The sequence below is a fragment of the Catellatospora sichuanensis genome (assembly GCF_007483665.1).
Taxonomy (GTDB): domain Bacteria; phylum Actinomycetota; class Actinomycetes; order Mycobacteriales; family Micromonosporaceae; genus Catellatospora; species Catellatospora sichuanensis.
In genome coordinates, this window is sequence record NZ_VIQO01000058.1 from 1 (window position 1) to 23,965 (window position 23,965).

Consider the following 23,965-nt stretch of genomic DNA (forward strand, 5'->3'; position numbering starts at 1 on the left):
CGAGCCCGCGTTCGGCGGCACCGCCGCCCTGCGCGTGCCCGCCGCCCGCCCGGCCACGGCCCGCCGCGACGAGCCGGCGCCCGCCACCGCGGGCGCGCCGACCGACCGCTGACGCAGTTTCAGGGAAACTGCTGCTTCCGGTGCCACGGAAGCAGCAGTTTCCCTGTTTCATGTCCTACCGCCCGGTCGGCCACGCGAGGGCGTGCCGTCACGGGCAGTTGACCCACTCGTCGGTGCCGTCGGTGAAGGTCTGGTGCTTCCAGATGGGCAGACGCTGCTTGACCAGGTCGACCAGCCGCGCGCAGGCGGTGAAGGCCGCCGCGCGGTGCGCGGTGGAGACCGCCGCGGCGAGCGCGACATCCCCGATCTTCAACGGGCCGTACCGGTGGGACACCGCCACCGCGTAGACGTCGGGATCGTCGGCCAGCTCCTGGGCGACCTGCCGCAGCACCTCGGCCGCGCTGGGGTGCGACTCGTAGGTGAGCGCGTCCACCGACCGGCCGTGATCGTGGTCGCGGACCACGCCCGCGAAGCTGACCACCGCCCCGGCCCTAGGATCGGCCACCGCGGCCTCGTGCGCGGCCACGTCCAGCGGCTCGGTGGTGAGTTCGGCGAGCACGACCCGGTTCACGGGACCTCCACCAGTTCGACGGCGTCGCCGGCACGGCCGGTGGCGCCGGGCGGGATGACGGCGAACCCGTGCGCGCTGGCCAGGCCGCGCAGCATCGCCGAGCCCACGTGGGACACCGGCCGGGCGAGCCCGTCGACGGGATCGATCCGTACCAGCGCGAGATGGGTGTAGTCGCCGCGGCCCGGCACCGGCTCGCCGAGGGTGACCCGCGGCAGTGCCGGCTCGGGCCGGCCGGCCAGACCGGCCAGCAGCGGGACGACCAGTGACACCAGCGCCACCACGGCCGACTGCGGGTTGCCGGGGAGTCCGGCGACGAAGCGGGTCCGCCCGCCGTGCGGCACCGCGGCGATCAGCATCGGGAAGCCCGGACGCACCGCCACCGTGTTGACGACGTACGACGCGCCCACCTCGGCCAGGGCCGGGTGCAGATGGTCGACCGGGCCGTGCATGGTGCCGCCGGTGGTGCAGACCAGGTCGACGCCGCTCTCCAGTGCCGCCCGCACCGCCTCGACGTGCGCGTCGAGGGTGTCCTTGATCGGCGCGGCGGCGGGCTCGCAGACCACGCCCAGCCGCCGCAGGTAGGCCGGGATCGACGGACCCAGCGCGTCGCGGATCCGGCCGTCGGCGGGCGGACCCGCGGTCAGCAGCTCATCGCCGAAGACCAGCATCGCGGCCCGGGGCGCGGGGCGCACCGGCAGCGTGTCGTGCCCGCAGGACGCGGCCAGGCCGATCACCGCCGGGGTGACCGGGGTGCCCGCGGGCAGCAGCGGCTCTCCGGCACGGGCCTCCTCGCCCGGCACCCGCCACTCCTGCTCGCTCTTCGGGGTGCCGTCGACCAGGTCGCCGCTGCGGGTGGAGTGCTCGACCCGCAGGATCGCCTCGGTGCCCTCGGGCACCATGGCCCCGGTCGCGATCTCGACGGCGACGCCGTCGCCCGACAGCGGCGCGGGCACGCTGCCGGCCAGCACCCGGCCGACGATGCGCCACGGGCCGCGACCGCGCAGCGCCCAGCCGTCGACGCTCGACGTGGGGAAGGCGGGCAGATCGCTGCGCGGGGCCAGGGCGGTGGCGAGGGTCAGCCCGTCGGCCTCGACCAGCGGCACGGTGACCGGGGCGAGCTGCGCCCGCCAGCCTGCGGCGTGCACGGCACGCCGGGCCGAGACCCAGTCCTCTGGAGCGGTCATGCCTCCTCCGCGCTTCGCTCGTCGTCCGCATGACCTGACCGGAGCCGCATGATTCGCTCGCTGCGCTCGCTCATGAGTCTGACCCTAGCCCTCGGTGCCGGGGCCGGCCGAGGCCGGATGGTCCGCGCCGCGCAGCTGTTCCACCGCGTGCGGCAGCACCTGCGCCAGCACCGCGAGCCCGTCGCGCACGCCGCCGGTCGAGCCGGGCAGGTTGACCACGAGGGTCCGCCCGGCGACGCCGGTGACGCCGCGCGAGAGCGCCGCGAGCGGGGTCGTGCCGCTGCCGCGTACCGCGTCGGCGATGCCGGGCACCTCGTAGTCGACGAGTTCGCGGGTGATGTCCGGGGTGCGGTCGGTCGGGCTGATGCCGGTGCCGCCGGTGGTGACGACGGCGTCGGGCCGTTCGGCCAGGGCGGCCCGCAGGGCCTGGCGCACCGGCTCGCCGTCGGGCACCACCACGACCTCGTCCACCTCGCAGCCGAACGCGCGCAGGCCGTCCGCGAGCAGCGGGCCGCCCCGGTCCTCGTACACACCGGTCGCCGCCCGGGTCGAGGCGACGATGACCCTGACCTTCGGTGCACCCGTGTTTGGCGCGGGGCCCGGCGGGGAAACCGCGGGCATGGCTCCGCGCTCCCAGAGGCCGGTCTTGCCGCCCTCCTTGCGCAGCACCCGCACGCCGTCGATCGACGCCGCGGGATCCACCGCTTTGATCATGTCGATGAGCGCGAGCCCGGCCGCGGCGACGCTGGTCAGAGCTTCCATCTCGACACCGGTACGGTCAGCGGTGCGGACGGTCGCCTGGATGTCGACACCGTCGTCAGTGACGGTGAGATCCACGGTGACGCCGTGAATGGCAATGGGATGGCAGAGCGGAATGAGATCGGGAGTGCGCTTGGCGGCCATGATGCCGGCGAGCCGGGCCACGCCGAGCGCGTCACCCTTCGGCACGCCCCGCCCGCGCAGCAGGTCGAGCACGTCACGCGTGGTGACCACGCGCCCTGCCGCGACGGCGACACGCAGCGTGATCTCTTTGCCCGCGACGTCGACCATGCGGGCCTCCCCGCGGGCGTCCACATGAGTCAGTTGAGGTGAGGAGGGAGCTGTTCCTTCTGTCACGACATGAGCCTAGTTGCTTCACGGGCGAACACTGGAAGCGAACACAGTCCGTAGGCGACTCACCACTAATCGTGATAAATCGCCATTGTTATTTGAAATGTGAACCCACTACTAGAAATCAACCGTGGAGAAACTACGCTCTGCATCAGAAGTTGGCAAGCGCGGGGCCGTTTCTGAAGGAGGCACAGATGCGTACGATCGATTGGGAGTGAAGTCAATTAGGCTGTCGGCACTCACGACCATCTGTCTCTGACGGAAGAGGTCCCGTGTGACCGATCAGGACGTACCCTCGCAGCAGACCGACCGGCAGCTCAGACTGCTCGTCGGTCTAGTTGCGTTGGTGGCCGGGATGGTCCTCGTGACGTCGATCGTCGCCGCGGCGCTGGGCACCGTCACCGCCGATCTGGTCCTCCAGACGGCCGTCCTCTCCCTCCTCGTCGCCCTGGCCTCGCTCGCCAAGGTGCACATCCGGATCGGTTCCAACATCCAGGCGGCGCACTGGGCCGACGCCGTCCTGCTGGTCGCGGTGGTGCTGCTGCCCACGCCCTGGGCCGTCATCTGTGCGGTGGTCGGCACCGTCGGCGCCAAGGCGGTCAACCCGCCGAAGCCGATGAAGTTCGCGTTCGCGGTCGCCAAGCAGACGATCACCTGTGGCCTGGCCGCGATGATCCTGCTGCTCGCCGGGCCGGTCGGCGACGATCCACTGGCCCACCTCGATCTGCTCGCGATCGCTTACGGCGCCGCCTTCCTCACCGATGAGCTGATGGCTCTGCCGATCATCGCGCTGGCCTCCCGCACGAGCGTGCGGGGCCAGTTCCTCACCCACCTCGACCTGCGCATCGTCGCGGGCGTGATGCGCTTCGCGGTGGCCGTGCTGGCCCTGGCGGTCTTGAGCCAGGAGCCCCAGCTGCTCATCGCCATCCCGGCGATCGTCATCAGCCTGCAACTGACCTACCGCGGCAAGCTGCGCGCCCGGGCCGAGCGGCTCGCCTGGCAGCAACTCGCCGAAGCCACCGACGCCATGAACGTCGTGCAGATGGAGACCGTGCTACACACCGCCATCCGCAACGGCGCGCGGCTGTTCTCCGCGGACCGGGTCGAGGTGGAGGTGTCGCTCGAGGGCGCCCAGCAGCTCGTCCGCGGCACCCAGAGCCAGATCACCTTTCACGCCGCCCCCGACCACGCCGTGGTCGACGAGCGCAACACCGCGATCGTCCCGCTCGTCGGCGACAACGACGGCGAGCGCGTCGGCGAACTGCGGCTGTGCTTCCAGTCGCCGGTCGCGCTGTCCGAGCGGGAGCAGTTCACGCTGCGGGCGTTCGCCGGCGCGCTGTGCACCGCGATCCGCAACGCCACCTCGTACGCCCAGCTGGAGTACCTGGCCGGGCAGCACCAGCACGACGCCACCCACGACCTGCTCACCGGCCTGCCCAACCGGCGGCGGCTGCAGCTGGAGACCGAGGACGCCCTCGACCGACGGCGCGGCGGGCGCGGGGTCACCGCGCTGCTGGTGCTCGACCTCAACCACTTCAAGGACGTCAACGACGCACTCGGCCACGGCGCGGGCGATCAGGTGCTGATCGCGGTGGCGCAGCGGCTGTCCGTGGCCGCCGGTCCCGAGGCGCTGGTCACCAGGCTCGGCGGGGACGAGTTCGCGGTGCTGCTGCGCAACCTGCCCGCCCCGGCGCTCGCCATCTACCAGGCCGAGCACCTGCTCTCCACGCTGCACGAGCCGGTCGACGTCGACGGCATGCCGCTGGTCGTGTCGGCCAGCGCCGGGGTGGCCACCGGGCCGAGCGAGGGCGGCTTCGTGGAGCTGCTGCGCCGCGCCGACATCGCGATGTACCAGGCCAAGCGCACCGGGTGCTCGGTCGCCGCGTACGCCCCGGACAACGACACCGCCGACCGGGCCCGGCTCGTCGTCGGCGGCATGCTGCCGCGGGCGGTGGCCGAGAAGGAGTTCATCCTCCAGTTCCAGCCCATCGTCGACCTGGCCAGCGGCGAGCCGATCAGCGCCGAGGCGCTGGCCCGCTGGCAGCACCCGGACAAGGGCATGGTCGACCCGCGCAGCTTCCTCGGCTCCATCGAGCGGTCCGGCCTGCTCACCGCGTTCACCGACGCCGTGCTCGACCAGGCCCTCGCGGGTGCGGCACGCTGGCGCGAGCTGGGCTGCCGTTGGCCGGTCGCAGTGAACATCTCGCCCCGCAGCCTGCTCGACCGCCGACTGCCCGCGCTGGTCACCCGGCGGCTGGACGACCACGGCCTGCCCGGCGACGCGCTGGTGCTGGAGCTGACCGAGTCGCACACCGTCAGCCAGCTGGACATCGTGGACAAAGTGCTGGCCGAGCTGGCCGAGCTGGGCTGCATGATCGCGCTGGACGACTTCGGCACGGGATACTCCTCGCTGTCGGTGCTGTCCCGGGTGCCCGCGAAGGAACTGAAGATCGACCGCTCGTTCGTGACGCAGATGGAGAACACGCCCAGCGCCGCGGCCGTGGTCCGGTCCCACCTGGAGCTCGGCCGCCACCTCGACCTGCTGGTGGTCGCCGAGGGCGTGGAGCGCGACAGCCAGCGGCGCATGCTGTGGGACCTGGGCTGCACCGCCGGGCAGGGCCACCTGTTCGCCAAGCCGATGCCGATCGAAGAGGTGCTCGCCCTGATCAGCGCCGACGACGGCCCGGTCCGGCTGGCCGAGCCGCTGCACGACCCGGCTGCGGTGGTGCGGATGCCGGCCAAGCGCACCCCCGGCCGGATCTCCCGGCCCTCCGGCGCGACGGGCACCACCGGCACGGGCGGCGACGAGCGGGTGTCAGACTCCTCCGCATGAGCGAGCGGATCATCGGCACGGTGGCGTCGGACGGCGCCGCGTTTCCCGAGGCGACGGCGTGAGCAGCGCACCCGGCCGGCAGAATTCCATGATCGAGGCTCCGCCTTCGATCTGGCGCAGGGTCGACCGCGCCGCGGACGGCCTCGCCGCCGACCTCGGCCTGTACGCCGGGTCCGCGCTGTTCGCCTGGTTCACGATCGGCTCCACGCTCACCTCGCACCGTGCCTGGGGCGCGGTCGCCGTCTGGGGCTACGCCGCCGCGGCCCTGGCCGTCCTCGTCCAACTGGCCCTCCGTCTCCGCCGCCGCACCGCCGCATCGCTGCACGATCACTCGACTTGCCAGCCAAATGGGGGAAAGCGAGCCCAAGATACGCACGAGTGCCAGGCAAATCCGGCGATCTTGCCGGGGTCGGGGGCGGTCGCGCGGGCTTGGGTCGTCGCGGGGACGTGGGTCGCCGTCACGGTGGTGCCGCTCGTCGCGCAGGCGGTGGCGCGGGCGGGCGGGATGAGCGGGCGGGCGCAGGAGGAGGTGCTCGTCGTCGAGGAGTCGGCGCGGCGCCTGCTCGACAGCGGTACGCCATACCTGGGCCGTGACGGTATCGCCGCACTTCCCGAGCCGCTGCTCGGCTACACGCCGTACCAGCCGGGCATGTCGGTCTTCGGGCTGCCCCGAGCGGTCTTCGGGGACGCCTGGTGGACCGACGCCCGGATCTGGTTCGCGCTGGTGACCGCACTCGTCGTGGCACTGGCGGCGCGGCTGCTGCGCGACGGCACCGCGGGCCGCGACGCGCTGCTGGTGCGCGCCGTGCAGGCCGCGACCGTGCTCCCGCTGTGCGCGCTGACCCTGTCCACCGGTGGTGACGACCTGCCGGTGCTGGCGCTGTGCCTGCTGGCGCTCGCCCTCGCCGCCCGGGACCGGTTCGGCTGGGCGGGCGTGGCGATCGGCGCCGCGGCGGCCATGAAGCTGCTGGCCTGGCCTGTCGCGCTGGTGCTCGGCGCGTACGCCCTGGTCCGCAAGGCCGGTGGCCGTTACGCCGTCGGCGCGGCCGGTCTACCGGTGCTGGTGCTGATCCCGGCGCTGCTGGTGGAGCCGGCCGCGTTCGTCGAGAACGTGATCCGTTTCCCGACCGGCCACGGCCTGGTCACCAGCCCCGCCGCGTCGCCGCTGCTCGGCTACCTGATCGCCCAGCACCTCCCGGCCGGACGGATCGTCGCGCTGGCGCTGCTGGCGCTCGCCGGCTTGGCCGTCGGCCTGTGGCTGCTGCGCCGACCGCCGCGCGACGCCGGCTCGGCCGCCCTGATCATCGCCACCGGGCTGCTCCTGGCGATCCTGCTGATGCCCGCCACCCGCTTCGGCTACCTCCTCTACCCCGCAGCCCTGGCCCTCTGGTCCCTCCCGCTCCGCCCACCCGCCCGTGTTGATCATGAACCTATGGCACGGGTCGACGGCATGTCGCAGCCACAACTTCATGATCGCTAGAACGGGTCGGGTTCAGACGGTCAGGGCGTAGCCGGTCGCGGCGGCGGCCAGGCCGACGGTGACGCTGATGGCGACGTTGGCGAAAGCCTGGCCGAGGGCGCCGGCCTCGACGAGCTTGACCGTCTCGTACCCGAAGGTCGAATAGGTGGTCAGCGCGCCGCAGAAGCCGGTGCCCAGCAGCGCCGTCACGCTGCCCGGCACCGCTCCGGCCAGCGCGCCGCCGGTCAGCAGCCCGAGGACGAAGGATCCGGCCACGTTCACGGTGAGCGTGCCCCAGGGGAACACCGCGTCGTGTCGCGCCTGCACCGCCCGGTCCACCAGGTAGCGCAGCGGCGCACCCACCGCCGCACCGAGCGCCACCAGCAGCACGGTCACCGCACCACCTCGACCGGGTCCAGCGTGATCAGGCCCAGGCTCAACTCGGCGAGTTGCGGCAGGAAGCCGCGGATGCGCTCCTCGGCGTCCACCATGACGACCATCATGGGCAGGTCCTCGGCCAGCGACAGCAACCGGTCGGTGTGGATGCGCGACCGGGCGCCGAACCCCTCGACGCCGCGCAGCACCGACACCCCGGCCAGCCCGGCCGCGTGGGCCCGATGCACGATCTCGGTGTACACGGGGCGGTGCCGCCACCGGTCGCCCTCGCCGACCAGGATCGTCAGCCGCAGGCCGTTCACCGACGTACCAGCCATCTGGTCACCACCATCCCGCCGTACACCGCCGGTAGCGCGACCAGCAGCGTGCCCGCCAGGTACGCGACCGCGACCGCGACCGCTCCGGCGTCCGCCAACCGCACGATGTCGACGGTATACGCGGAGAACGTGGTGTACCCGCCCAGCACGCCGGTGCCGAGGAACGGGCGCAGCAGCCGCCGCCCCGGCCACACGTGCGTGACCAGTGCCATCAGCGCGCCGATGAGCAGGCAGCCGGTGACGTTGACCAGAAAGATCCCCCACGGGAACCCGGTGGGGGAGGCCGGCAGGGCCCGGCTCACCGCGTGGCGGGCCAGCGCACCGAGCACGCCGCCCGCGGAGATCACCGCGAGTACGTCCCACTGCCTGCGCACGCCGCCGGGCCTGCGGTCAGATCGCCATGTCCACGAAGCGCGAGAAGTGCAGCTGCGCGGCGACGGTGATGGTGTCGGTGGGGCCGTTACGGTGCTTGGCCACGATGAAGTCGGCCTCGCCCGCGCGCGGCGACTCCTTGTCGTAGTAGTCGTCGCGGTGCAGCAGGATCACGACGTCGGCGTCCTGTTCGATCGAGCCGGACTCACGCAGGTCGGACAGCTGCGGCCGCTTGTCGGTGCGCTGCTCGGGGCCACGGTTCAGCTGGCTGACCGCGATCACCGGACACTCGACCTCCTTGGCCAGCAGCTTCAGGCCACGCGACAGCTCGGAGACCTCCTGCTGACGGCTCTCGGTCTTCTTCGGCGAGCTCATCAGCTGGAGGTAGTCGACGACGATCAGCTTCAGGTTGTGCCGCTGCTTGAGCCGGCGCGCCTTGGCCCGGATCTCCATGAGGTTCATGTTGGGCGTGTCGTCGACGAAGATCGGCGCCTCGGAGATCTCACCCATGCAGCGGGCGAGCTTGGTCCAGTCGTCGTCGGACAGCTGACCGGAGCGCAGCACGTGCAGCGGCACCCGCGCCTCCGCGGACAGCAGACGCATCACGATCTCGGTCTTCGACATTTCCAGCGAGAAGATCGCGCTGGCCATGTCGGCACGAACCGCAGCGTGGCGGGCAAAGTCCATGGAAGCGGTGCTGTTGTGCGTCGGGATCATGGACCTGCCCGCGAGGTACAGGTGGTCGTCGTTGTCGACCGTCACGCAACGCACGGGAACGCTCGTCACCGGCCTGACCGCGACGATGTACCGGCTACCTGTCCGTTCGAGGTTCCTCGTCCGGCAGCGCTCCTTGTGAGCGATCTTCTTGCGCTCCAGGCGGAAGATCTCGTCGGCCGTGGAGAAGTTCAACGTGTACGCCGTCGAGGTCTCGGCGGTCCGGCCCTTCACCTGTCTGGTGGTCACCGAACAGCGGTAGCCGAGGCTGACGACCAGTTCCCGGACGCTGTCGAACAGCTTCTTGCTGGTCACCGAGAACTGAAGGTTGCCAGTCGGCGCGACGGTCCCGTCGGTGTCCATCAGTCCGGCCAGCAGGGCCCGCCGCTGGGCCTCCGACGCACGCAGGTAGGCGAGCGGAACGTGCTTGTCGCCGAACACGCCCGCCGCCCTCAGGTAGCCGACGAACGACCCGTAGCGCTCGTGGCATGGCGCGCATCGCCGGGCGGGCCCGCCGGTGCCGGCCGTCACCGTCCCGCACGTCGCACAGCCGTCTCGCTCATCCGCGGGGACCATGCCCTTCGATCGGCCGCCGCACGACCGGCCGCACGTGTAGACGCTCGCGCCCTTGACGACGAACTGCCGACCACACACCACGCACACCCGCTCGGGCAGCGGAGGCAGTTCAGGAACCTGGATCGAGTAGAGGAGCAGGCCGGACTCCGGGTTCACCACGAAGCCCTCGGCCTCGAGGTAGGTCACCAGTTCCGGGTCCGCGGAGGTGATCCGGGCGGCACGGGAATGGCCGTCGCCGAGCCAGGCCCCCAGGGTGTACGGCGGGATCGGCAGGTCGTCCCGCTCGGGCAGAGCCAGGGCGGACGCGTTCGCGACAGCGTGGTTGAACCTGCCGTCGGTGGGGTGGAGCAGCGTGGCCGCGATCTGCTCCGTGGTGACCGGCTCGTTCGGCGGGGCCGTGGTCTCCGCGTTCATCAGCCGGTTCACCCGCTGCGTCAGCGCCACAGCCAACGCCTGCAGGGAGTATGCGGGCATGGCCCGGTGCCACGGCTTGCCGTTGCGCTCGTACTGCCGGACCACCTTCGCCGGGGAGCCGACCTCGGCGGCGACCACGTGCAGCACATGCCGGAACCGCTGTCCGGCGAACTCCACCGCTTCCTTGAGCGTCACCAGACCGTCGGGTCGGCCCATCGCCTCTCGGAGCACGGCCTCGACTTCGATCCGCGCATCCAGCGGCCACTGGTGGGTCGGCTTCGTCTCGGAGCGCTGCCGGCGACTCGCCCGGGTCGTGGTCGTCCAGAGGTGTTCGGCGTCGGCGACGATGACCGACCCGTCGGAGAACTCGACCTCGTAGCACGGACGACCGTGCATGACGTCGAACGCGCGCAACACGGTGGTCGGCCGTCCGTCGGCACCGAGAAGCCGGTCGCCCGCGCTGACCTCGCCCATGGTCGTCCAGCCGTCGGGCGTGGGCAGCGGCGTGTCGACCGCGAGCGCCTTGCCAAGACCAGGTCGACCGGCCACGATAATCAACTGGCCCGGTTGGAGGCCGCTGAGCAGGCGGTCCAGGTCGCTGAAGCCGGTCGGCACGCCTCGCATGCTGCCGTCTGCGGCGCCCACCGCCTCGATCTCGTCGAGTGTCGGCTGGATCATGTCGGCCAGGATCGCGAAGTCCTCGCTGACCCGGCGCTCGGTGACGTCGTAGATGGCCTGCTGGGCGAGGTCCACCACGTCGTCGACGTCGCGGCCCGAACCGGCTGCGGATCCGTAGCCGAGCTGCACGATCTTCGTGCCGGCTTCGACCAGGCGGCGCAGCACGGCGCGCTCGCTGACGATGCGGGCGTAGTAGGACGCGTTGGCCGCGGTCGGCACCGTCGAGATGAGCGTGTGCAGGTATGGCGCGCCGCCGATGCGGGCCAGGTCGCCGGCGCTCTCCAGCACCGCGGCGACGGTGATCGCGTCGGCGGGCTCGCCGCGGCCGTAGAGGCCGAGCACGGCGTCGAAGATGGTGGAGTGGGCGGGGCGGTAGAAGTCGTTGGCCCGCAGGATCTCGACCACGTCCGCGATGGCGTCCTTGGAGAGCATCATGCCGCCGAGCACGCACTGCTCCGCGGCCACGTCCTGCGGGGGAGTCTTCTCGAAGGGCACCTGCTCGGCCGCCGGGGCTGCCTGGACCGCGGTGAACTGCCCGCGTACGCCGTCCCCGACCGATGTCACGGCGCCTCCCTCACAACCCGATTCGATTGACCCTAGGCGCGTGAATCACCCCGCACAAACACCCCCGTGGACGAGGCTGGGGGCAACCTGTGGACAACCCGCCCCAGACTGTGGGGGACCCTGTGCACAGGCTGTGGACAACTTTCCCCCACACCCTGTGGATAACGCACTGACCTGCGGTTTCGCTCCACACAGGCTGTGCAAACAAGATTCTTTCCAAGATTTTCACCCGGCGTGGCGCAAGTCATAAGATCGCCAGTTGCCTATTCTCGCCGGTTCGGGGGATTGCCTCGGATATCGGTCTCCGCCAGGCTCCGACCGTGGGATATCCGGATGGGTCGTCGCAGGGTGACGGCTGGGGAGCGCAGCAACATGCCACGCCCAACACCAGGGCGGGCGGCTGGCCGCACCCCTCGGACCCCGCCGTGCCCCGGCAGCGCTCCGCGGCCGACCGCTACGGCTCGGCCGACGACTACGGCCCCGCCGCCGACTACGGCCAGGCCACCGACTACGGCTCGGCCGCGGACGCCGGGTTCCACACCTACGTCACCGGCGAGAACTACGACAGTTACGACGACCGCTGGCCCGACAATCTGGCCAACCTCCGGCCGCCGGAAGTGCGCACCGGTCATGCTTCCGGCCATGACGGGTCGCCCCGCACCGAACGCGACTACTGGACCGCTCTGCTCTGGGCTTCCGGCTTCTACGCCGCGCCGCTGCTGGTGCTGATCGTGCGGGCGCTGCTGCTCTCCGGCGAGCCCGACGCGGCCTGTGCCGCAGCCGGTCTGGGCGGCTGCGAGTCGGCACGCTCCGCAGCCTTCGGCGATCTCATCGCCGGTGCCCCGCGCTGGGGCCTGGCGCTGCTCGGCGCTCTCGCCATGGCGGCGGTGCTGCGCTGGGCGAGCGACAGCTGGCGCGCGGCCACCATCGGCTTCTGCTCGGCCGTGGTGGCCGGCGGCGCGACCACTGTCCTGCTCAGCATCATCTGAGGCATTGTCGCCAGATCACGGCGAGCGCACGGTTTGGTCACGGCCGGTTCCGCTTTCGTCTCAGGTGTGCCACGGAAGCGGTAAACGATCATCACTGCGCTTCCTATGAAGTCCGGTATCCGACCCGGCCGGAATCACCCGGCCCCGGACCGGCTTCACGGGAGGTCCCGATGAGACTGAAGAGCACCGCCGTCGTGTTCTGCACGCTGCTCGCTCTGGCCGGTTGCGGCTCGAGCGACGCGCCGGACAGCGCTCCACACCCACCCAGCAGAGGCGACGGCGCGCAGGACGAGACGGGTCCGCAGCGCCCGTCACGGGACGACCAGTCCACCTTCGCTCTCGACGTCGACACCGCCTCGTACGGCTACGCCGCCGCCCGTCTGCGCGACGGCCGCCGACCCGACCCGGACGCCGTACGCCCCGAGGAGTTCGTCAACTCGTTCGACCAGCACTACCCGCAGCCGAAGGGCGACGGCTTCGCGGTGCACGTGGACGGTGCGCGGCTGCCCGACCCGCACCAGGCGTCCCCGGATACCCGGCTGCTGCGCATCGGCCTGCAGACCCGCGGTGAGGACAGCGAGCAGCGCAAGGACGCCGCGCTCACCTTCGTCATCGACGTGTCGGGCTCCATGGACGACCCCGACCGCCTGGGCCTGGTGCAGGACGCCCTGCACACGCTCGTCGACCAGTTGCGGTCCACCGACGCGGTCGCCATCGTGACGTTCAACGACAGGGCCAAGGTGGTCCGCGAGATGACCCGGGTGGCCGAGAAGCAGCGCCTGCACGCCGCCATCGACTCGCTGCGGGCCGGCGGCAGCACCAACCTCGGCGACGGCCTGGTCACCGGGTACGAGACCGCGCGCGACGGGTTCCGGGAGGGCTTCAGCAACCGGGTCATCCTGCTCTCCGACGGCCTCGCCAACACCGGCACCACCGACGCCGACCGCATGCTGCGCCAGGTCCGCGAGGAGGCGGACAAGCAGATCGCGCTGCTGGGCGTGGGCGTCGGCAGCGACTACGGCGACGACCTGATGGAGCGGCTGGCCGACCGCGGCGACGGCTTCGTGGTGTACGTCTCCGAGCGCCGCGAGGCCCGGGACGTCTTCGTGCGGCGGCTGCCCGCCACGCTGGCGCTGCGCGCCCTGGACGCCAAGGCGCAGGTCCAGTTCGACGTCAAGACCGTCGCGTCTTACGAGCTCATCGGGTACGAGAACCGCCAGGTCGCCGACAACGACTTCCGCGACGACCGGGTCGACGGCGGGGAGGTCGGCCCCGGCCACTCGGTGACCGCTCTCTACCTGGTGCGCCTCAAGCCCGAGGCGGCCGGCCGTGTCGCCGAGGTGCGGGTGCGGTGGCTGGACCCGACCACGAAGCAGCCGTCCGAGACGTACGAGTCGATCGCGGTCGGCGACCTGTCCGCGGACTTCACCGGCGCCGACGTGCGGCTGCGGGTCTGCTACGCGGCCGCCTTCTTCGCCGTCGCGCTGCGTGGCGGTGAGGGTGCCGGCGCCGTGCAGCTGAACGCCCTCGCGACGATCGCCGACGAGGCCGCCGCCCGCTTGGACGAGCGCCCCGTCGACGACCTCGCCGAACTCATCCGCACCGCGCAGCGCCTCTCCTGACCTCGCCGGAGGCGGAACGGCAGCAGGCCCCCGGACCGAGCGGTCCGGGGGCCTGCTGCTGTGTTGCGAGTGCCTTACTTGGAGGCGACCACGTTCAGGTTGAACTTGGCGGTCACGTCCGAGTGCAGCTTGATCTGCACCGTGTAGCCACCGGTCGACTTGATGGCGGCCGGCAGCTCGATCTTGCGCTTGTCCAGCGCCGGACCGCCTGCGGTCTTGACCGCCTCGGCGACCTCGTTCGCGGTCACGGAGCCGAACAGACGGCCGCCCTGGCCGGCGCGCGCCGACAGGGTGACCTTCAGGCCCTCGAGCTGCGCCTTGATCTCGTTGGCGTGACCCAGGTCGCGGACCTCACGAGCCCCGCGGGCCCGCTTGATCGACTCGACCTGCTTCTCCGCGCCCTTGGTCCACAGGATCGCGAAACCCTGGGGGAGCAGGTAGTTACGGCCGAAGCCGTCCTTGACCTCAACGATGTCGCCGGGAGTGCCGAGACCGGACACCTCGTGCGTCAGAATGATCTTCATCAGGTGCCCTCCTCTCAGCGACCGGTGGTGGTGTACGGCAGGAGCGCCATCTCGCGGGCGTTCTTGACTGCCCGAGCGATCTGCCGCTGCTGCTGCGTGGTCACGCCGGTCACCCGCCGAGCGCGGATCTTGCCGCGGTCGGAGATGAACTTGCGCAGCAGCGCGGTGTCCTTGTAGTCGATGTAGGTGATCCCCTCCTTGTCGAGAGGGTTCACCTTCTTCTTCGGTTTGCGCAGGGCCGCAGCCTTCGCCATGATCTCTACCTCAGTCTTTTTTCACTGACCGGTGACGTGTTCGGTCACCTGTCAGAACGGTGGCTCGTCGTCGAACTTGCCACCCGAACCGCCTGCGGGAGCAGCCGTGGCCCACGGGTCGTCGGAGAAGCCTCCGCCGCCGGAGCTGTTGCCGCCGCCGCTGGAGCCGGAGCCGTAGCCCCCACCGCCTCCGCCGCCGGAACGCGACATCTTCTGCACCTTCGCCGTGGCATACCGCAGCGACGGGCCGATCTCGTCGACTTCCAGCTCGTAGACCGTGCGCTTCTCGCCCTCCTTCGTCTCGTACGACCGCTGACGCAGTCGTCCGGAGACGATGACGCGAGCGCCCTTCTGCAGCGACTCGGCTACGTTCTCCGCCATCTGCCGCCACATGTTGCAGGACAGGAAGAGCGGCTCGCCGTCCTTCCACTCGCCGGACGCGCGGTCCAGCGTGCGGGGGGTCGATGCGAGACGGAACTTCGCCACAGCCGCACCCGACGGGGTGAAGCGCAGCTCAGGGTCGTCGACAAGATTGCCGATGACCGTGATGGTGGTTTCTCCAGCCATGACCTTCTCCTCGGTTCACATATGTTCTGCCGCAAAGGTTCCCACAGGGATGCGACAGCACACGTGAAGTGGTCCGGGCGTTGCGGTGTCAGGAAGGTCAGCGAACTTCCGGACGGATGACCTTGGTGCGCAGCACGGACTCGTTGAGTCGCAGCTGGCGGTCCAGCTCGGCAACGGCCGCAGGCGTGGCCTGCAGGTCGATGACGGCGTAGATGCCCTCGGCCTTCTTGTTGATCTCGAAGGAGAGCCGGCGACGGCCCCACACATCGAGCTTCTCGACCGAACCACCCGACGTACGGATCACGTTGAGGTACGTGTCCAGCGACGGGGCAACGGTGCGCTCCTCGAGACTGGCGTCGAGGATGACCATTACTTCGTAGTGACGCAAGACGTACTCACCTCCTATGGGCTTGGCGAGACCGGTGACCGGCCTCTTCGGCTACGGACTGTCCGTAGCAGGAGGTCTGCGTCGTTCCATGCGAATGCCGCGGGATAGGCCCGCGGCACACGGAACCCGACCATGTTACCTGGTCGGCCGCCCGCCCCCGCGATCGCCGTCCCCGGCGGCGCTCCGACCGCGCCCGATCAGGCCCCACCGGCCCCGCCCGACTCCGGCCGAGATCACCCGACTTGCCTGGCAGGTGGGCGTTTGAGCGGTCAAGATACGCCCGATTGCCTGGCAAGTCGGACGATCAACGCGCCGCACCGCCGCGCCGCCGCGGTCCGTGGCGGGTCGGGATGTCGACAGACAGAGCGAGACGCGGCCACCGGTGCGGTGGCCGCGTCTCGTCGAGAGGACCGCGGGGCGCTCTATCCGAACTGCTGGGTGGGACCTGGGGAGGAACGACCACACCGACGATGTTGGAGAGAAGCGCCCCGCGGAGTATTTAATATTCTACGCGAACTCTGCCCGAGTTGCTCGCTGAGCGATAATAGCGCGGATTGCCCCGGCTGCGACACCAACGACACACACTGTCGCGATAATTGCAAGAAGTCCGATTGGCCCCTTGTCCGGTGACGTCCTGGAGACGCTGTCCAGGTCGATCTTGTCCGAGCCGGGGCTCACCACCTCGCCGTTCGGCGACCCCTCGGGCGCGGGCTCGGACTGGGACTGGTCGCTCGGGTCCGGGAAGAGGGTCTCCGTGGGCTCCGGCACCGCCGTCGTCTCGTTGTCATCGCCAGGCACGCTGCCGGGGCTGGGCTGCCGGCTCGTGCCCGGCTGGCTCGCCCCCTTGGTCGGGCTGGGCTTGGCGGACGGCTTGCGGGTCGGCGACGACCCGCTGCCGTGCCCCCCACCGCTCGAACCACTGCTCGACGGGGTCGAGGTCGAACGGTTGACGACGTCGACCGTCAACGGCTCGAAGGTCGGGTTCAGGTTCAGCAGGCACTCCGGCACCATGGCCACCTTGACCGGCCCCCGGTGGAACTGGACCTCCACCGTCTCGCCGTCGGCGACCTCCGCGCTGTCCTTGCCGTCGATCTGCAGCGTGGCGCCCTGGCCCAGGCCGTTGGTGAGACGCACCTTCGCCTCGGCGGCGACGGTGATCTTCGTGGTGGCCGGCTTCGAACCGCACAGCAGCAGGCCGAGGCCGCCGCCGCTGAAGCTGACGCCGGGCGCCGCCTCGGGCTCCGCGGCTCCGGCCGGGCTGGCGGCGAGCAGCGGCAGGCCCGCGAGAAGGCCGGCCGCCGCGAAGGCCGCGGCTCGCCGACGAATGGCGTACGACATGAGCGCATCTCCCCCTGGGGCGTGCGCCCCGGATCCGGTCGCCTCGCGGGGGGCGAGGAGGCACGCCCCGCAAGGTCCCCGGCTGGGGGAGCACGGTGCGGCATAGAAATCAACGCAACAAACCGGCTCCGGTTGCGCATGCGACCCGAGCGCGTGCGGAGCGGAGCGGTAATACTGGTCGAATGCTTATCGGGGCTCACGTCGATTATGAAGATCCACTAGCTGAGGCGACCGCGCGCAACGCCGATGTCGTGCAGTTCTTCCTCGCCGATCCGCAGGGTTGGAAGGCCCCGGAGATCCGGCCGGATGCCGATGCGCTGCGGGCCGGCCCGGTGGAGATCTTCGTGCACGCCCCGTATGTGCTCAATCTCGCATCGACCAACAACCGGATCCGCATCCCCAGCCGCAAACTGCTCGGCCAGCACGCCGCCGCGGCCGCCACGGTGGGTGCCAGCGGCCTCATCGTGCACGGTGGTCACGTCAACAAGGGCGAGGACGTCGCGGTCGGCATCGACAACTGGCGCAAGGCGCTGCAGCAGGCCCAGGACAACGGCGGCCTGCCGACCCGGGTCCTGATCGAGAACACGGCCGGCGGCGACAACGCCTGCGCCCGGCGCTTCGACGAACTGGCCCGGCTCTGGGACGCGGTCGGCGACTTCGGCGTCGGCTTCTGCCTGGACACCTGCCACGCCCACGCGGGCGGCGAGGAACTGCTCGACATCGTGGACCGGGTGAAGTCCATCACCGGGCGCATCGACCTCGTGCATGCGAACGGATCGCGAGACGGATTCGACTCCGGCCGCGATCGGCACGACAATCTGACAGTCAAGAACGTTGAACCCGGGATGATCGACCCCGAGCTGGTGGCCGCCGTCGTGCGCGCCGCCGGCGCGCCCGCCGTGGTGGAGACGCCAGGTGGGGTGGAGGGCCAGTCCGCCGACATCGCGTACCTGCGCGCACACCAGTAGAGGGGAACCTGTGAACGGGACCGACGCCGCGCCCGCCAAGGAGCCGACCGCCGTCAAGGAACCGGTTGCCCCTCGCCACGCCGCACCAGAACCGGAGCCGGTCGAGGAGGACGCCTTCGCCCGGTTCAGCCCGGCGGCGGAGGAGGAGAACCCGACCCGGGTGCGCCGGGTGCTACGGGGCACCCGCCGCGCGCTGCTGCACGAATGGGCCCTGGCCGCATACGCCTCGCTGGCGCTCGCTGTCGCGATGACCTGGCCCACGCTGCGCTACCCGGCGTACACGATCCCGCAGGACACCGGCGACCCCACCCTTCAGGCGTGGCAGATGGCGTGGTCCGGGCACGTGCTCAAGACCGACTGGTCCCAGCTGTGGAACTCCAACAGCTTCTACCCGGAGAAGTACAGCTTCGCCTTCTCCGACACCCTGCTCGGGTACGCCCCCGCCGGTCTGTTCGGCACCGGGCTGGAGGCGGCGCTGGTCCGCTACAACGTCATGTACGTGCTGCTGCACGCGCTCGCCTTCTTCGGGGCGTACGTGCTGGTGCGGCAGCTCGGCTCGGGCAAGACCGGGGCGGCCGTGGCGGGCGCCGCGTTCGCGTACGCGCCGTGGCGGCTGGCCCAGGCCGGGCACATGCACGTGATGTCGGTCGGCGGCATCGCCCTCGCCCTGGCCATGCTGGCCCGCGGCCACGGGTACTCGCTGCGCCACGGCTACCGGCCGGAGCTGCGCAAGCCGGGCTGGGCGCTGGCGGGCTGGCTGGTCGCCGCCTGGCAGATCAGCCTCGGCTTCGGCATCGGCCTGCCCTTCGCGTACGTGCTGGCGGGCATCGTGCTCGTCAGCGCGATCACGTACTTCGTGCGCCGGAAGTGGTTCTGGAGCGAGCCGAAGCCGTTCGGCTGGAAGCTGCTGTCCTTCGACGCCGTCGGCGGGCTCGTGTTCGCCGCGACCGGCGGCCTGATGGCGCTGGCCTACTTCAAGGTCCTGGAGCTGCACCCGTACGCCGAACGCTCCGACGTCGAGGTCAGCTGGTACTCGCCGCCGGTGCTCGGCTTCTTCACCAGCCCCGCCCAGTCGATGCCGTGGGGCGAGGCACACTCCGGCGCCCGCGAGGCGCTGGGCTGGGCGGCGGGGGAGACCAGCCTGCTGCCCGGCTTCGTGCTCTACGGCCTGGCCTTCGCCGGACTGGTGATGTCGATCTGGACCCTGCGCCAGCGGCTGCTGCTGTTCGGCGGCGTGGTGCTGACGGTGGTCCTGGCCATGGGCACCAAGTTCTTCGGCGGCCGGCCGGGCTACCTGACGCTGTACGACATCCTCCCGGGCTGGAGCGGCATCCGCACGCCCGGCCGCCTCGTCATCTGGACCACGCTGCTGCTGGCGATCCTCGCCGCCGGGGCGGTGACCGCCTTCGTCGAGCAGGCCAAGACGGTGTCGGAGGACCGGGTGCCGTCCCGGCCGCACCCGCTGCTGCGGCTGGCCACCTTCCTGCCGCTGCTGCTCGTGCTGGCCGAGGGCCTGAACGTGACCGAGCACCCGGTGGTGCCGCTGCAGCCGCCGTCCATGGCGACCGCGCAGGCGCCGATGCTGGTGCTGCCCAGCGACCCGCTGATGGACATGAAGGTGATGGCCTGGTCGACGGACCGGATGGCGCCGATCGTCAACGGCAACAGCGGCTTCACCCCGGCCACGCTCAACGAGATCCGGGAACTGACCAAGACGTTCCCGGATCAGGCCAGCGTGAACCGGCTGCGCGAGCTCGGCGTCAAGACCGTGCTGGTGCTGCGCGAGGAGGCCAAGGGCACGCCGTACGAGCCGGCCCTGACCGCCCCCGCGGACGGCCTCGGCGTGCAGCGCGCCGACGCCCCGGACGCGGTCGTGTTCACCCTGTCGTAGGCAGGCGGCACGACGGAGCCCCCGTCACCAGGGAGACGATCCCGGTGACGGGGGCTCTTGTCGTTCAGCTCGGGACAGCTTCGCGATCGCGAACGAGCCGGAAGTCCGGCGGGCCGGTCAGTTGCTCGTTGGCGGGGCCGCCGTCCGGGTCGGGGGTGGGGGTGTCGGCGTACGTACGCCGCACCACGTCCAGCTCCGGACGGACCATGTCCCGGATCACCAGCACCACGAGCAGGATCACGGTGGACAACCGCAGCAGCGAGGCGAAGATGAACACGCCCTCAGGGAAGACCTGCTTGCCCGACGCGCCCATCAGCTCGCCGTAGAAGGCGATGAAGTAGCAGACCTCGGCGAGCTGCCAGGCCAGGAACGCGGGCCACTTGGGGCGGGCCAGCACCAGCAGCGGCAGCAGCCACAGCGTGAACTGCTGCGACCACACCTTGTTGGTGATCAGGAAGATCGCGACGACCAGGAACGCCAGCTGCGCCAGCCGCGGCGGCGTCTTCACCCGCAGGCCGAACACCAGCAGGCCCACGCAGCACAGCACGAACAGGCCCAGGGACAGGTTCGTCACCAGCGGGACGTTGTTCCACAGCTCCAGCCCGAACGGGTCGAAGTGGCGGCCGACGTACCAGGAGGTGCCCCAGTCGATGATGCGTTCGGAGTTGAGGTCGAGGAAGCGGCGCCAGTTCTCAAAGTTGATCATCATGACCGGCACGTTCACCGCCAACCAGGCGATCACACCGGCCGCGATCGAGTTGACCAGCGCCGCGTACTGCCGCGACCGCAGGCAGACGATGAGGATCGGCAGGAACAGGAAGGCCGGCCAGAGTTTCGCCGCCATACCCAGACCCAGCATCACCCCCGCCGCGGCCGGATACTTCTTGGCCCACAGCCATATGCCGGCCACCGCCAGCACGATGGCCAGCAGGTCCCAGTTGACCGTCGCGGTGACCAGCAGCACGGGAGACAGCGCGAACAGCGCCGCGTCCCACGGTCTGCGCCGTCGCAGCGACAGGATCATGGCGACCGAGGCGATGGCGAACAGGCTGAGCACGAACGCGTTCGTGTCGTAGAACAGCGTCGCCTGGGGGATCGCGCTGTTCTTCTCGCCGAGCGCGTGGATCGGCAGCCCCAGCGCGCCCATGAACGCGCCGGTCAGCACCGGGTACTCCACCGGGTAGTCGACGTAGGGCACCATGCCCTCGTTGAGGTGCTCGGCGTAGTACAGCGCCAGCACGTCGGTGTAGCAGAAGTTGGTGTACTGCTTGTGGTCGGCCCAGGCGCCGTCCCGGCAGGGCGACTTCTGGACCCAGTGCAGCGCCAGCGTCAGGCAGGTGAGCGCGAGCACGATCCGCGCGGCCGTCCAGAACCGCCCGCCGCGCGAGGGTGTCTCGGGCACGGCGTGCTCGCCGCGCGGTCCGCCGATCGCCTCGCTGAGTCCCCGGACGAAGCCGTCCTCCCCAGCGGGTGACACCACGTGCTCACGAACATCACTCATAGCCCGACATCCTGCCTCAGAAATCTGGGAAGTGCAGCAAGGCACCGCCCGCGTCGTCGATGCCCGGACAGACGAAGAGGGACCCCAGCTGGGATCCCTCTTCGGTCAGCCGACGGTCACGGACATGTTCTACCGGGCCGCGGTATGCAGATCCCGCCACCACCGGTGCCGGACGGCGTCGGCGTCGGGTTGTTTGGGTTACCCGGGTTGTTCGGGTTACCGGGCTGGTTCTCGCAGCCCGGCCCGTTCGGGTTGAAGAGGCAGGCGTTCGGGTCCGGGGTCGGGCTCTCCTTGCCGTCGCCGACGTCCGGGTCGCCGATGCAGCCGCCGCAGCCTTCCTCGATCGGCACGGACTTGAAGTTGAACACGTCCTTGCTGTCGGCCCTGTCCATGAAGGCTTTCCAGATGTCCTTCGGCAGGTCGCCACTGCCGATCTTGCCACCTCTCGGGTCCTTGATCGGCTCGGACTCGTGCAGGTAGTTGCCGACCCAGACCGCGGTGGCGATCTGCGGCGTGTAGCCGACGTACCAGGCGCTGGAGTTCTGCCCGGCGAATTTGTCGCCGGCCTGCCAGGTGCCCGACTTGGAGACCGAGTCGCGGCCGTTGAGCCTCGTGTTGCTGTAGTTCTTCAGCACGGCGTTGACCTCGCCGACGATGCGCGGCTCGATGCGCGGCACGCCCTTGGTCTTCGCCCCGGTGCCGGGCACGGGCTTCCACACGGTCTTGTTGCCCTCGGTGTCCCTGCGCTCGACCTTCGCGATGAAGTGCGGCGCGTGGTAGACGCCGTTGGCCGCGAACGTTGCGATGCCCGAGGCGTGGTCGAGCACGGTGATCGGGTACTGGCCGAAGCCGACGTGGTTGAAGAAGGGGTTGGGACCGAGCTTGCTCGGGTCGCCCTTGGTGAGGTCATGCCCCTTGTCGTTGTTGTCCCACATCATGGTGACGCCGGCCTTCGCCGCCATCTCCACGACCTTGCCCGGGGTGATCTTCTCGGTGACCTTGTAGAACGGCACGTTGTAGGACTTCTGCGCCATGAGCTTGAGGCTGCAGTTCTTGTCGCACCCGGCGTCGTTGCCGTCCCGGCCCGCGTTGCGGATCTTCTGGCCGTTCTTGTAGGGAACGAACTCCGACGGATCCCAGTGCGAGTCCACCGAGATGCCGTTCGCCACGGCCGCGGCCAACGTGTAGATCTTGAACGACGACGCCGGAGAGTGCCCGCCGCTGACGAACTGCGTACCCTCGCCGTTCTTGCCCGCCTTGTCGTAGGTGGTGCCGTCCATGCCGCCGTAGTAGGCGAGCACGCCGCCGGTGGTCGGGTCGATGGAGACGGCGGCCGCCGTGACGTTGGCCGGGTAGTTCTTCAGCAGCGAGTCCACCTTGTTTACCGGGTCCTTGTCCGAGACCGAGGTGACCTCGGAGCGGCACAGGACCTTCTTCTTGTCGGTCGACAGCGGCTTGCCGTCCTTACCGAGCTTGGTCTTCCCGTCCTCGGCGAGCGTGAACGGAATCACCTTCTTGGTCTTGACGTCCTTGCAGACTTCCTTGACCGCGTATATCCGGTAGAGCCGCTTCTGCAACTCCATCTGCGCCTTGTGGTTCACGGTCAGCGTGATCTTGAGGCCGCCGTTCTTCCAGTCCTTGATCTTGAGGGCCTCCAGCGCCTTCTGGACCTCCGGAGTCTCCATCTCCTTCTTGATGTAGTTGATCATCGGACCGTAGCTGGAATCCTTGATGCCCCAGGTGGCGTTGTTCTTTCCGCCGGGGGTGAACTTGTTCCACTTGGGGTAACCCTTGGCCTTGATCTCGTCCACCTCGGCCTGGGACAGCGTGCCCATCTTCACCACGCTGTTGAGCACGTAGTTCCAACGGTCCTTGGCGGCCGCCTCGTCGTTCTGCGGGTCGTAGCCCGGCACGTCGCCCATCGGCTCCGGCTGCTTGAGCACCGCACCGAGCAGCGCCGCCTGGTCGATGGTCAACTTCTCCGCGTCGATGCCGAAGTAGGCCCTGGCCGCCGCGCCGACACCGGTCGCACCGCGGCCGAAGTAGGCGGTGTTGACGTAGAAGCCGAGAATCTCGTCCTTGGAGTGCTCCTGCTCCAGCTCCCGCGCCCAGACCGCCTCGCGCAGCTTTCGGGCGTAGGTGACCTCGAGGTCGTCCGCCGCCGCACGCGCGTACTGCTGGGTGATCGTCGAGGCGCCCTGGGTCGCGCCGCCGGTGAGGTTGTTCCACGCGGCGCGGGCGATGCCCCAGATGTCGATGCCGTCGTGGTGGTAGAAGTCCTGGTCCTCACCCGCGATCAGGGTGTCCTTGATCTTCCTGTCCAGCACGTTCATGTCGACGATGCGGCGGTTCTCCGTGCCGAGCTGCGCGACCTGCGTCTTGCCGTCCGAGGCGAAGATGAAGGTGTTCTCCTGCAGCTTGAACTCGCCCGGCTTGGGCACGCCGCTCAGGAACGAGGTGAACGCGATCATCCCACCGCCGGAGAGCATGATCAGCACAGCCACCGAGGCGAGCGCGATGGTGAGCTTGTTGCGCTTCTTCCTGGGCTTGCCGTTCTTGCCGAGCTTCGCGTTCTTGCCCTTGCCCGCGGGCGTCTCGTCGTCGTCCATGTCGAGGCCGGCGGGGCGCACGCTGGCGCGTCCCGCGACGCCGCCGACGCTGGCGCGGCCTGCCGG

20 protein-coding genes are annotated in these 23,965 nt (G+C 70.2%); 6 read left to right on the top strand and 14 right to left on the bottom strand.

The window, feature by feature from the left end:
* Positions 1–208: 208 nt before the first annotated feature.
* From FLL47_RS42125 to moaCB, 3 genes are all read right to left on the bottom strand, one after another.
* On the bottom strand, positions 209–631 hold the full coding sequence (locus FLL47_RS42125; protein ID WP_144128303.1) for a molybdenum cofactor biosynthesis protein MoaE: 423 nt from the start codon (positions 629–631) through the stop codon (positions 209–211).
* On the bottom strand, positions 628–1,815 hold the full coding sequence (locus FLL47_RS42130; RefSeq protein WP_144128304.1) for a molybdopterin molybdotransferase MoeA: 1,188 nt from the start codon (positions 1,813–1,815) through the stop codon (positions 628–630). Before FLL47_RS42130 ends, FLL47_RS42125 begins: the two co-directional genes overlap by 4 nt.
* A gap of 84 nt (positions 1,816–1,899) precedes the next feature.
* Positions 1,900–2,898 (bottom strand): bifunctional molybdenum cofactor biosynthesis protein MoaC/MoaB, encoded by a 999-nt coding sequence (moaCB, locus tag FLL47_RS42135; RefSeq protein WP_281286800.1) that lies wholly within the window; start codon positions 2,896–2,898, stop codon positions 1,900–1,902.
* A 301-nt stretch (positions 2,899–3,199) separates the two neighbouring features.
* On the opposite strand from moaCB, the gene FLL47_RS42140 reads away from it, so the two are divergent.
* The gene (locus tag FLL47_RS42140; RefSeq protein ID WP_246159335.1) at positions 3,200–5,758 is read left to right on the top strand and encodes a putative bifunctional diguanylate cyclase/phosphodiesterase; all 2,559 of its coding nucleotides are present in this window, start codon (positions 3,200–3,202) and stop codon (positions 5,756–5,758) included.
* Between the two features lie 88 nt (positions 5,759–5,846).
* The gene (locus FLL47_RS42145; protein WP_144128320.1) at positions 5,847–7,238 is read left to right on the top strand and encodes a glycosyltransferase 87 family protein; all 1,392 of its coding nucleotides are present in this window, start codon (positions 5,847–5,849) and stop codon (positions 7,236–7,238) included.
* Positions 7,239–7,250: 12 nt separating this feature from the next.
* Here the strand turns inward: FLL47_RS42145 and crcB (FLL47_RS42150) are convergent, their stop codons facing one another.
* From crcB (FLL47_RS42150) to dnaB, 4 genes are read right to left on the bottom strand one after another with little or no spacing between them, the layout of a single operon-like run.
* Positions 7,251–7,613 (bottom strand): fluoride efflux transporter CrcB, encoded by a 363-nt coding sequence (gene crcB, locus FLL47_RS42150; protein ID WP_144128306.1) that lies wholly within the window; start codon positions 7,611–7,613, stop codon positions 7,251–7,253.
* Complete coding sequence (locus FLL47_RS42155) at positions 7,610–7,930, bottom strand: DUF190 domain-containing protein (protein WP_144128307.1); 321 nt, start codon at positions 7,928–7,930, stop codon at positions 7,610–7,612. Before FLL47_RS42155 ends, crcB (FLL47_RS42150) begins: the two co-directional genes overlap by 4 nt.
* Positions 7,912–8,304 carry a fluoride efflux transporter CrcB gene (gene crcB / locus FLL47_RS42160; RefSeq protein WP_144128308.1) on the bottom strand — a complete coding sequence of 131 codons (393 nt, stop codon included), beginning with the start codon at positions 8,302–8,304 and terminating at the stop codon, positions 7,912–7,914. The genes FLL47_RS42155 and crcB (FLL47_RS42160) overlap by 19 nt, the downstream gene beginning before the upstream one ends.
* 16 nt (positions 8,305–8,320) lie before the next feature.
* Positions 8,321–11,248 carry a replicative DNA helicase gene (gene dnaB / locus FLL47_RS42165; protein WP_342780400.1) on the bottom strand — a complete coding sequence of 976 codons (2,928 nt, stop codon included), beginning with the start codon at positions 11,246–11,248 and terminating at the stop codon, positions 8,321–8,323.
* A 320-nt stretch (positions 11,249–11,568) separates the two neighbouring features.
* Here dnaB and FLL47_RS42170 point away from each other — a divergent pair, with 320 nt between their 5' ends.
* Both FLL47_RS42170 and FLL47_RS42175 read left to right on the top strand, forming a co-directional pair.
* Complete coding sequence (locus FLL47_RS42170; protein WP_144128309.1) at positions 11,569–12,237, top strand: hypothetical protein; 669 nt, start codon at positions 11,569–11,571, stop codon at positions 12,235–12,237.
* Between the two features lie 170 nt (positions 12,238–12,407).
* The gene (locus FLL47_RS42175; protein ID WP_144128310.1) at positions 12,408–13,859 is read left to right on the top strand and encodes a vWA domain-containing protein; all 1,452 of its coding nucleotides are present in this window, start codon (positions 12,408–12,410) and stop codon (positions 13,857–13,859) included.
* Between the two features lie 74 nt (positions 13,860–13,933).
* On the opposite strand, the gene rplI is transcribed toward FLL47_RS42175, so the two are convergent.
* The 5 genes from rplI to FLL47_RS42200 all read right to left on the bottom strand — a co-directional run bounded on the left by rplI (position 13,934) and on the right by FLL47_RS42200 (position 16,930).
* Entirely contained in the window at positions 13,934–14,383 is a 450-nt protein-coding gene (rplI, locus tag FLL47_RS42180; RefSeq protein ID WP_144128311.1) for a 50S ribosomal protein L9, read from the bottom strand.
* A 14-nt stretch (positions 14,384–14,397) separates the two neighbouring features.
* Positions 14,398–14,637, bottom strand: coding sequence for a 30S ribosomal protein S18 (gene rpsR, locus FLL47_RS42185; protein WP_120317647.1), 240 nt, complete (start codon positions 14,635–14,637; stop codon positions 14,398–14,400).
* Positions 14,638–14,688: 51 nt separating this feature from the next.
* Positions 14,689–15,204: a single-stranded DNA-binding protein gene (locus FLL47_RS42190; RefSeq protein WP_144128312.1), complete on the bottom strand. Its 516-nt coding sequence runs from the start codon at positions 15,202–15,204 to the stop codon at positions 14,689–14,691.
* Between the two features lie 97 nt (positions 15,205–15,301).
* Positions 15,302–15,592, bottom strand: coding sequence for a 30S ribosomal protein S6 (gene rpsF, locus FLL47_RS42195; RefSeq protein ID WP_144128313.1), 291 nt, complete (start codon positions 15,590–15,592; stop codon positions 15,302–15,304).
* A 507-nt stretch (positions 15,593–16,099) separates the two neighbouring features.
* Entirely contained in the window at positions 16,100–16,930 is an 831-nt protein-coding gene (locus FLL47_RS42200; RefSeq protein ID WP_144128314.1) for a hypothetical protein, read from the bottom strand.
* 182 nt (positions 16,931–17,112) lie between these two features.
* Between FLL47_RS42200 and FLL47_RS42205 the strand changes: the two genes are divergently transcribed.
* A complete protein-coding gene (locus FLL47_RS42205) occupies positions 17,113–17,898 on the top strand; it encodes a deoxyribonuclease IV (RefSeq protein WP_144128315.1) in 786 nt (261 codons plus the stop codon).
* Between the two features lie 10 nt (positions 17,899–17,908).
* On the top strand, positions 17,909–19,789 hold the full coding sequence (locus FLL47_RS42210; protein WP_144128316.1) for a hypothetical protein: 1,881 nt from the start codon (positions 17,909–17,911) through the stop codon (positions 19,787–19,789).
* Positions 19,790–19,853: 64 nt separating this feature from the next.
* Here the strand turns inward: FLL47_RS42210 and FLL47_RS42215 are convergent, their stop codons facing one another.
* Both FLL47_RS42215 and FLL47_RS42220 read right to left on the bottom strand, forming a co-directional pair.
* Positions 19,854–21,290, bottom strand: a complete 1,437-nt coding sequence (locus tag FLL47_RS42215) for a glycosyltransferase family 87 protein (protein WP_144128317.1) — start codon at positions 21,288–21,290, stop codon at positions 19,854–19,856.
* 116 nt (positions 21,291–21,406) lie between these two features.
* Positions 21,407–23,965: transglycosylase domain-containing protein (locus FLL47_RS42220; RefSeq protein WP_144128318.1), on the bottom strand; the 2,559-nt coding region annotated here is incomplete at its 5' end.

Coding starts and splice junctions, on each gene's coding strand:
- rplI (WP_144128311.1), bottom strand. CDS start 14,383: ATGAAGATCATTCTGACGCACGAGGTGTCCGGTCTCGGCACTCCCGGC.
- FLL47_RS42190 (WP_144128312.1), bottom strand. CDS start 15,204: ATGGCTGGAGAAACCACCATCACGGTCATCGGCAATCTTGTCGACGAC.
- FLL47_RS42155 (WP_144128307.1), bottom strand. CDS start 7,930: ATGGCTGGTACGTCGGTGAACGGCCTGCGGCTGACGATCCTGGTCGGC.
- FLL47_RS42215 (WP_144128317.1), bottom strand. CDS start 21,290: ATGAGTGATGTTCGTGAGCACGTGGTGTCACCCGCTGGGGAGGACGGC.
- FLL47_RS42130 (WP_144128304.1), bottom strand. CDS start 1,815: ATGACCGCTCCAGAGGACTGGGTCTCGGCCCGGCGTGCCGTGCACGCC.
- FLL47_RS42145 (WP_144128320.1), top strand. CDS start 5,847: ATGATCGAGGCTCCGCCTTCGATCTGGCGCAGGGTCGACCGCGCCGCG.
- FLL47_RS42175 (WP_144128310.1), top strand. CDS start 12,408: ATGAGACTGAAGAGCACCGCCGTCGTGTTCTGCACGCTGCTCGCTCTG.
- FLL47_RS42205 (WP_144128315.1), top strand. CDS start 17,113: ATGCTTATCGGGGCTCACGTCGATTATGAAGATCCACTAGCTGAGGCG.
- FLL47_RS42200 (WP_144128314.1), bottom strand. CDS start 16,930: ATGTCGTACGCCATTCGTCGGCGAGCCGCGGCCTTCGCGGCGGCCGGC.
- rpsR (WP_120317647.1), bottom strand. CDS start 14,637: ATGGCGAAGGCTGCGGCCCTGCGCAAACCGAAGAAGAAGGTGAACCCT.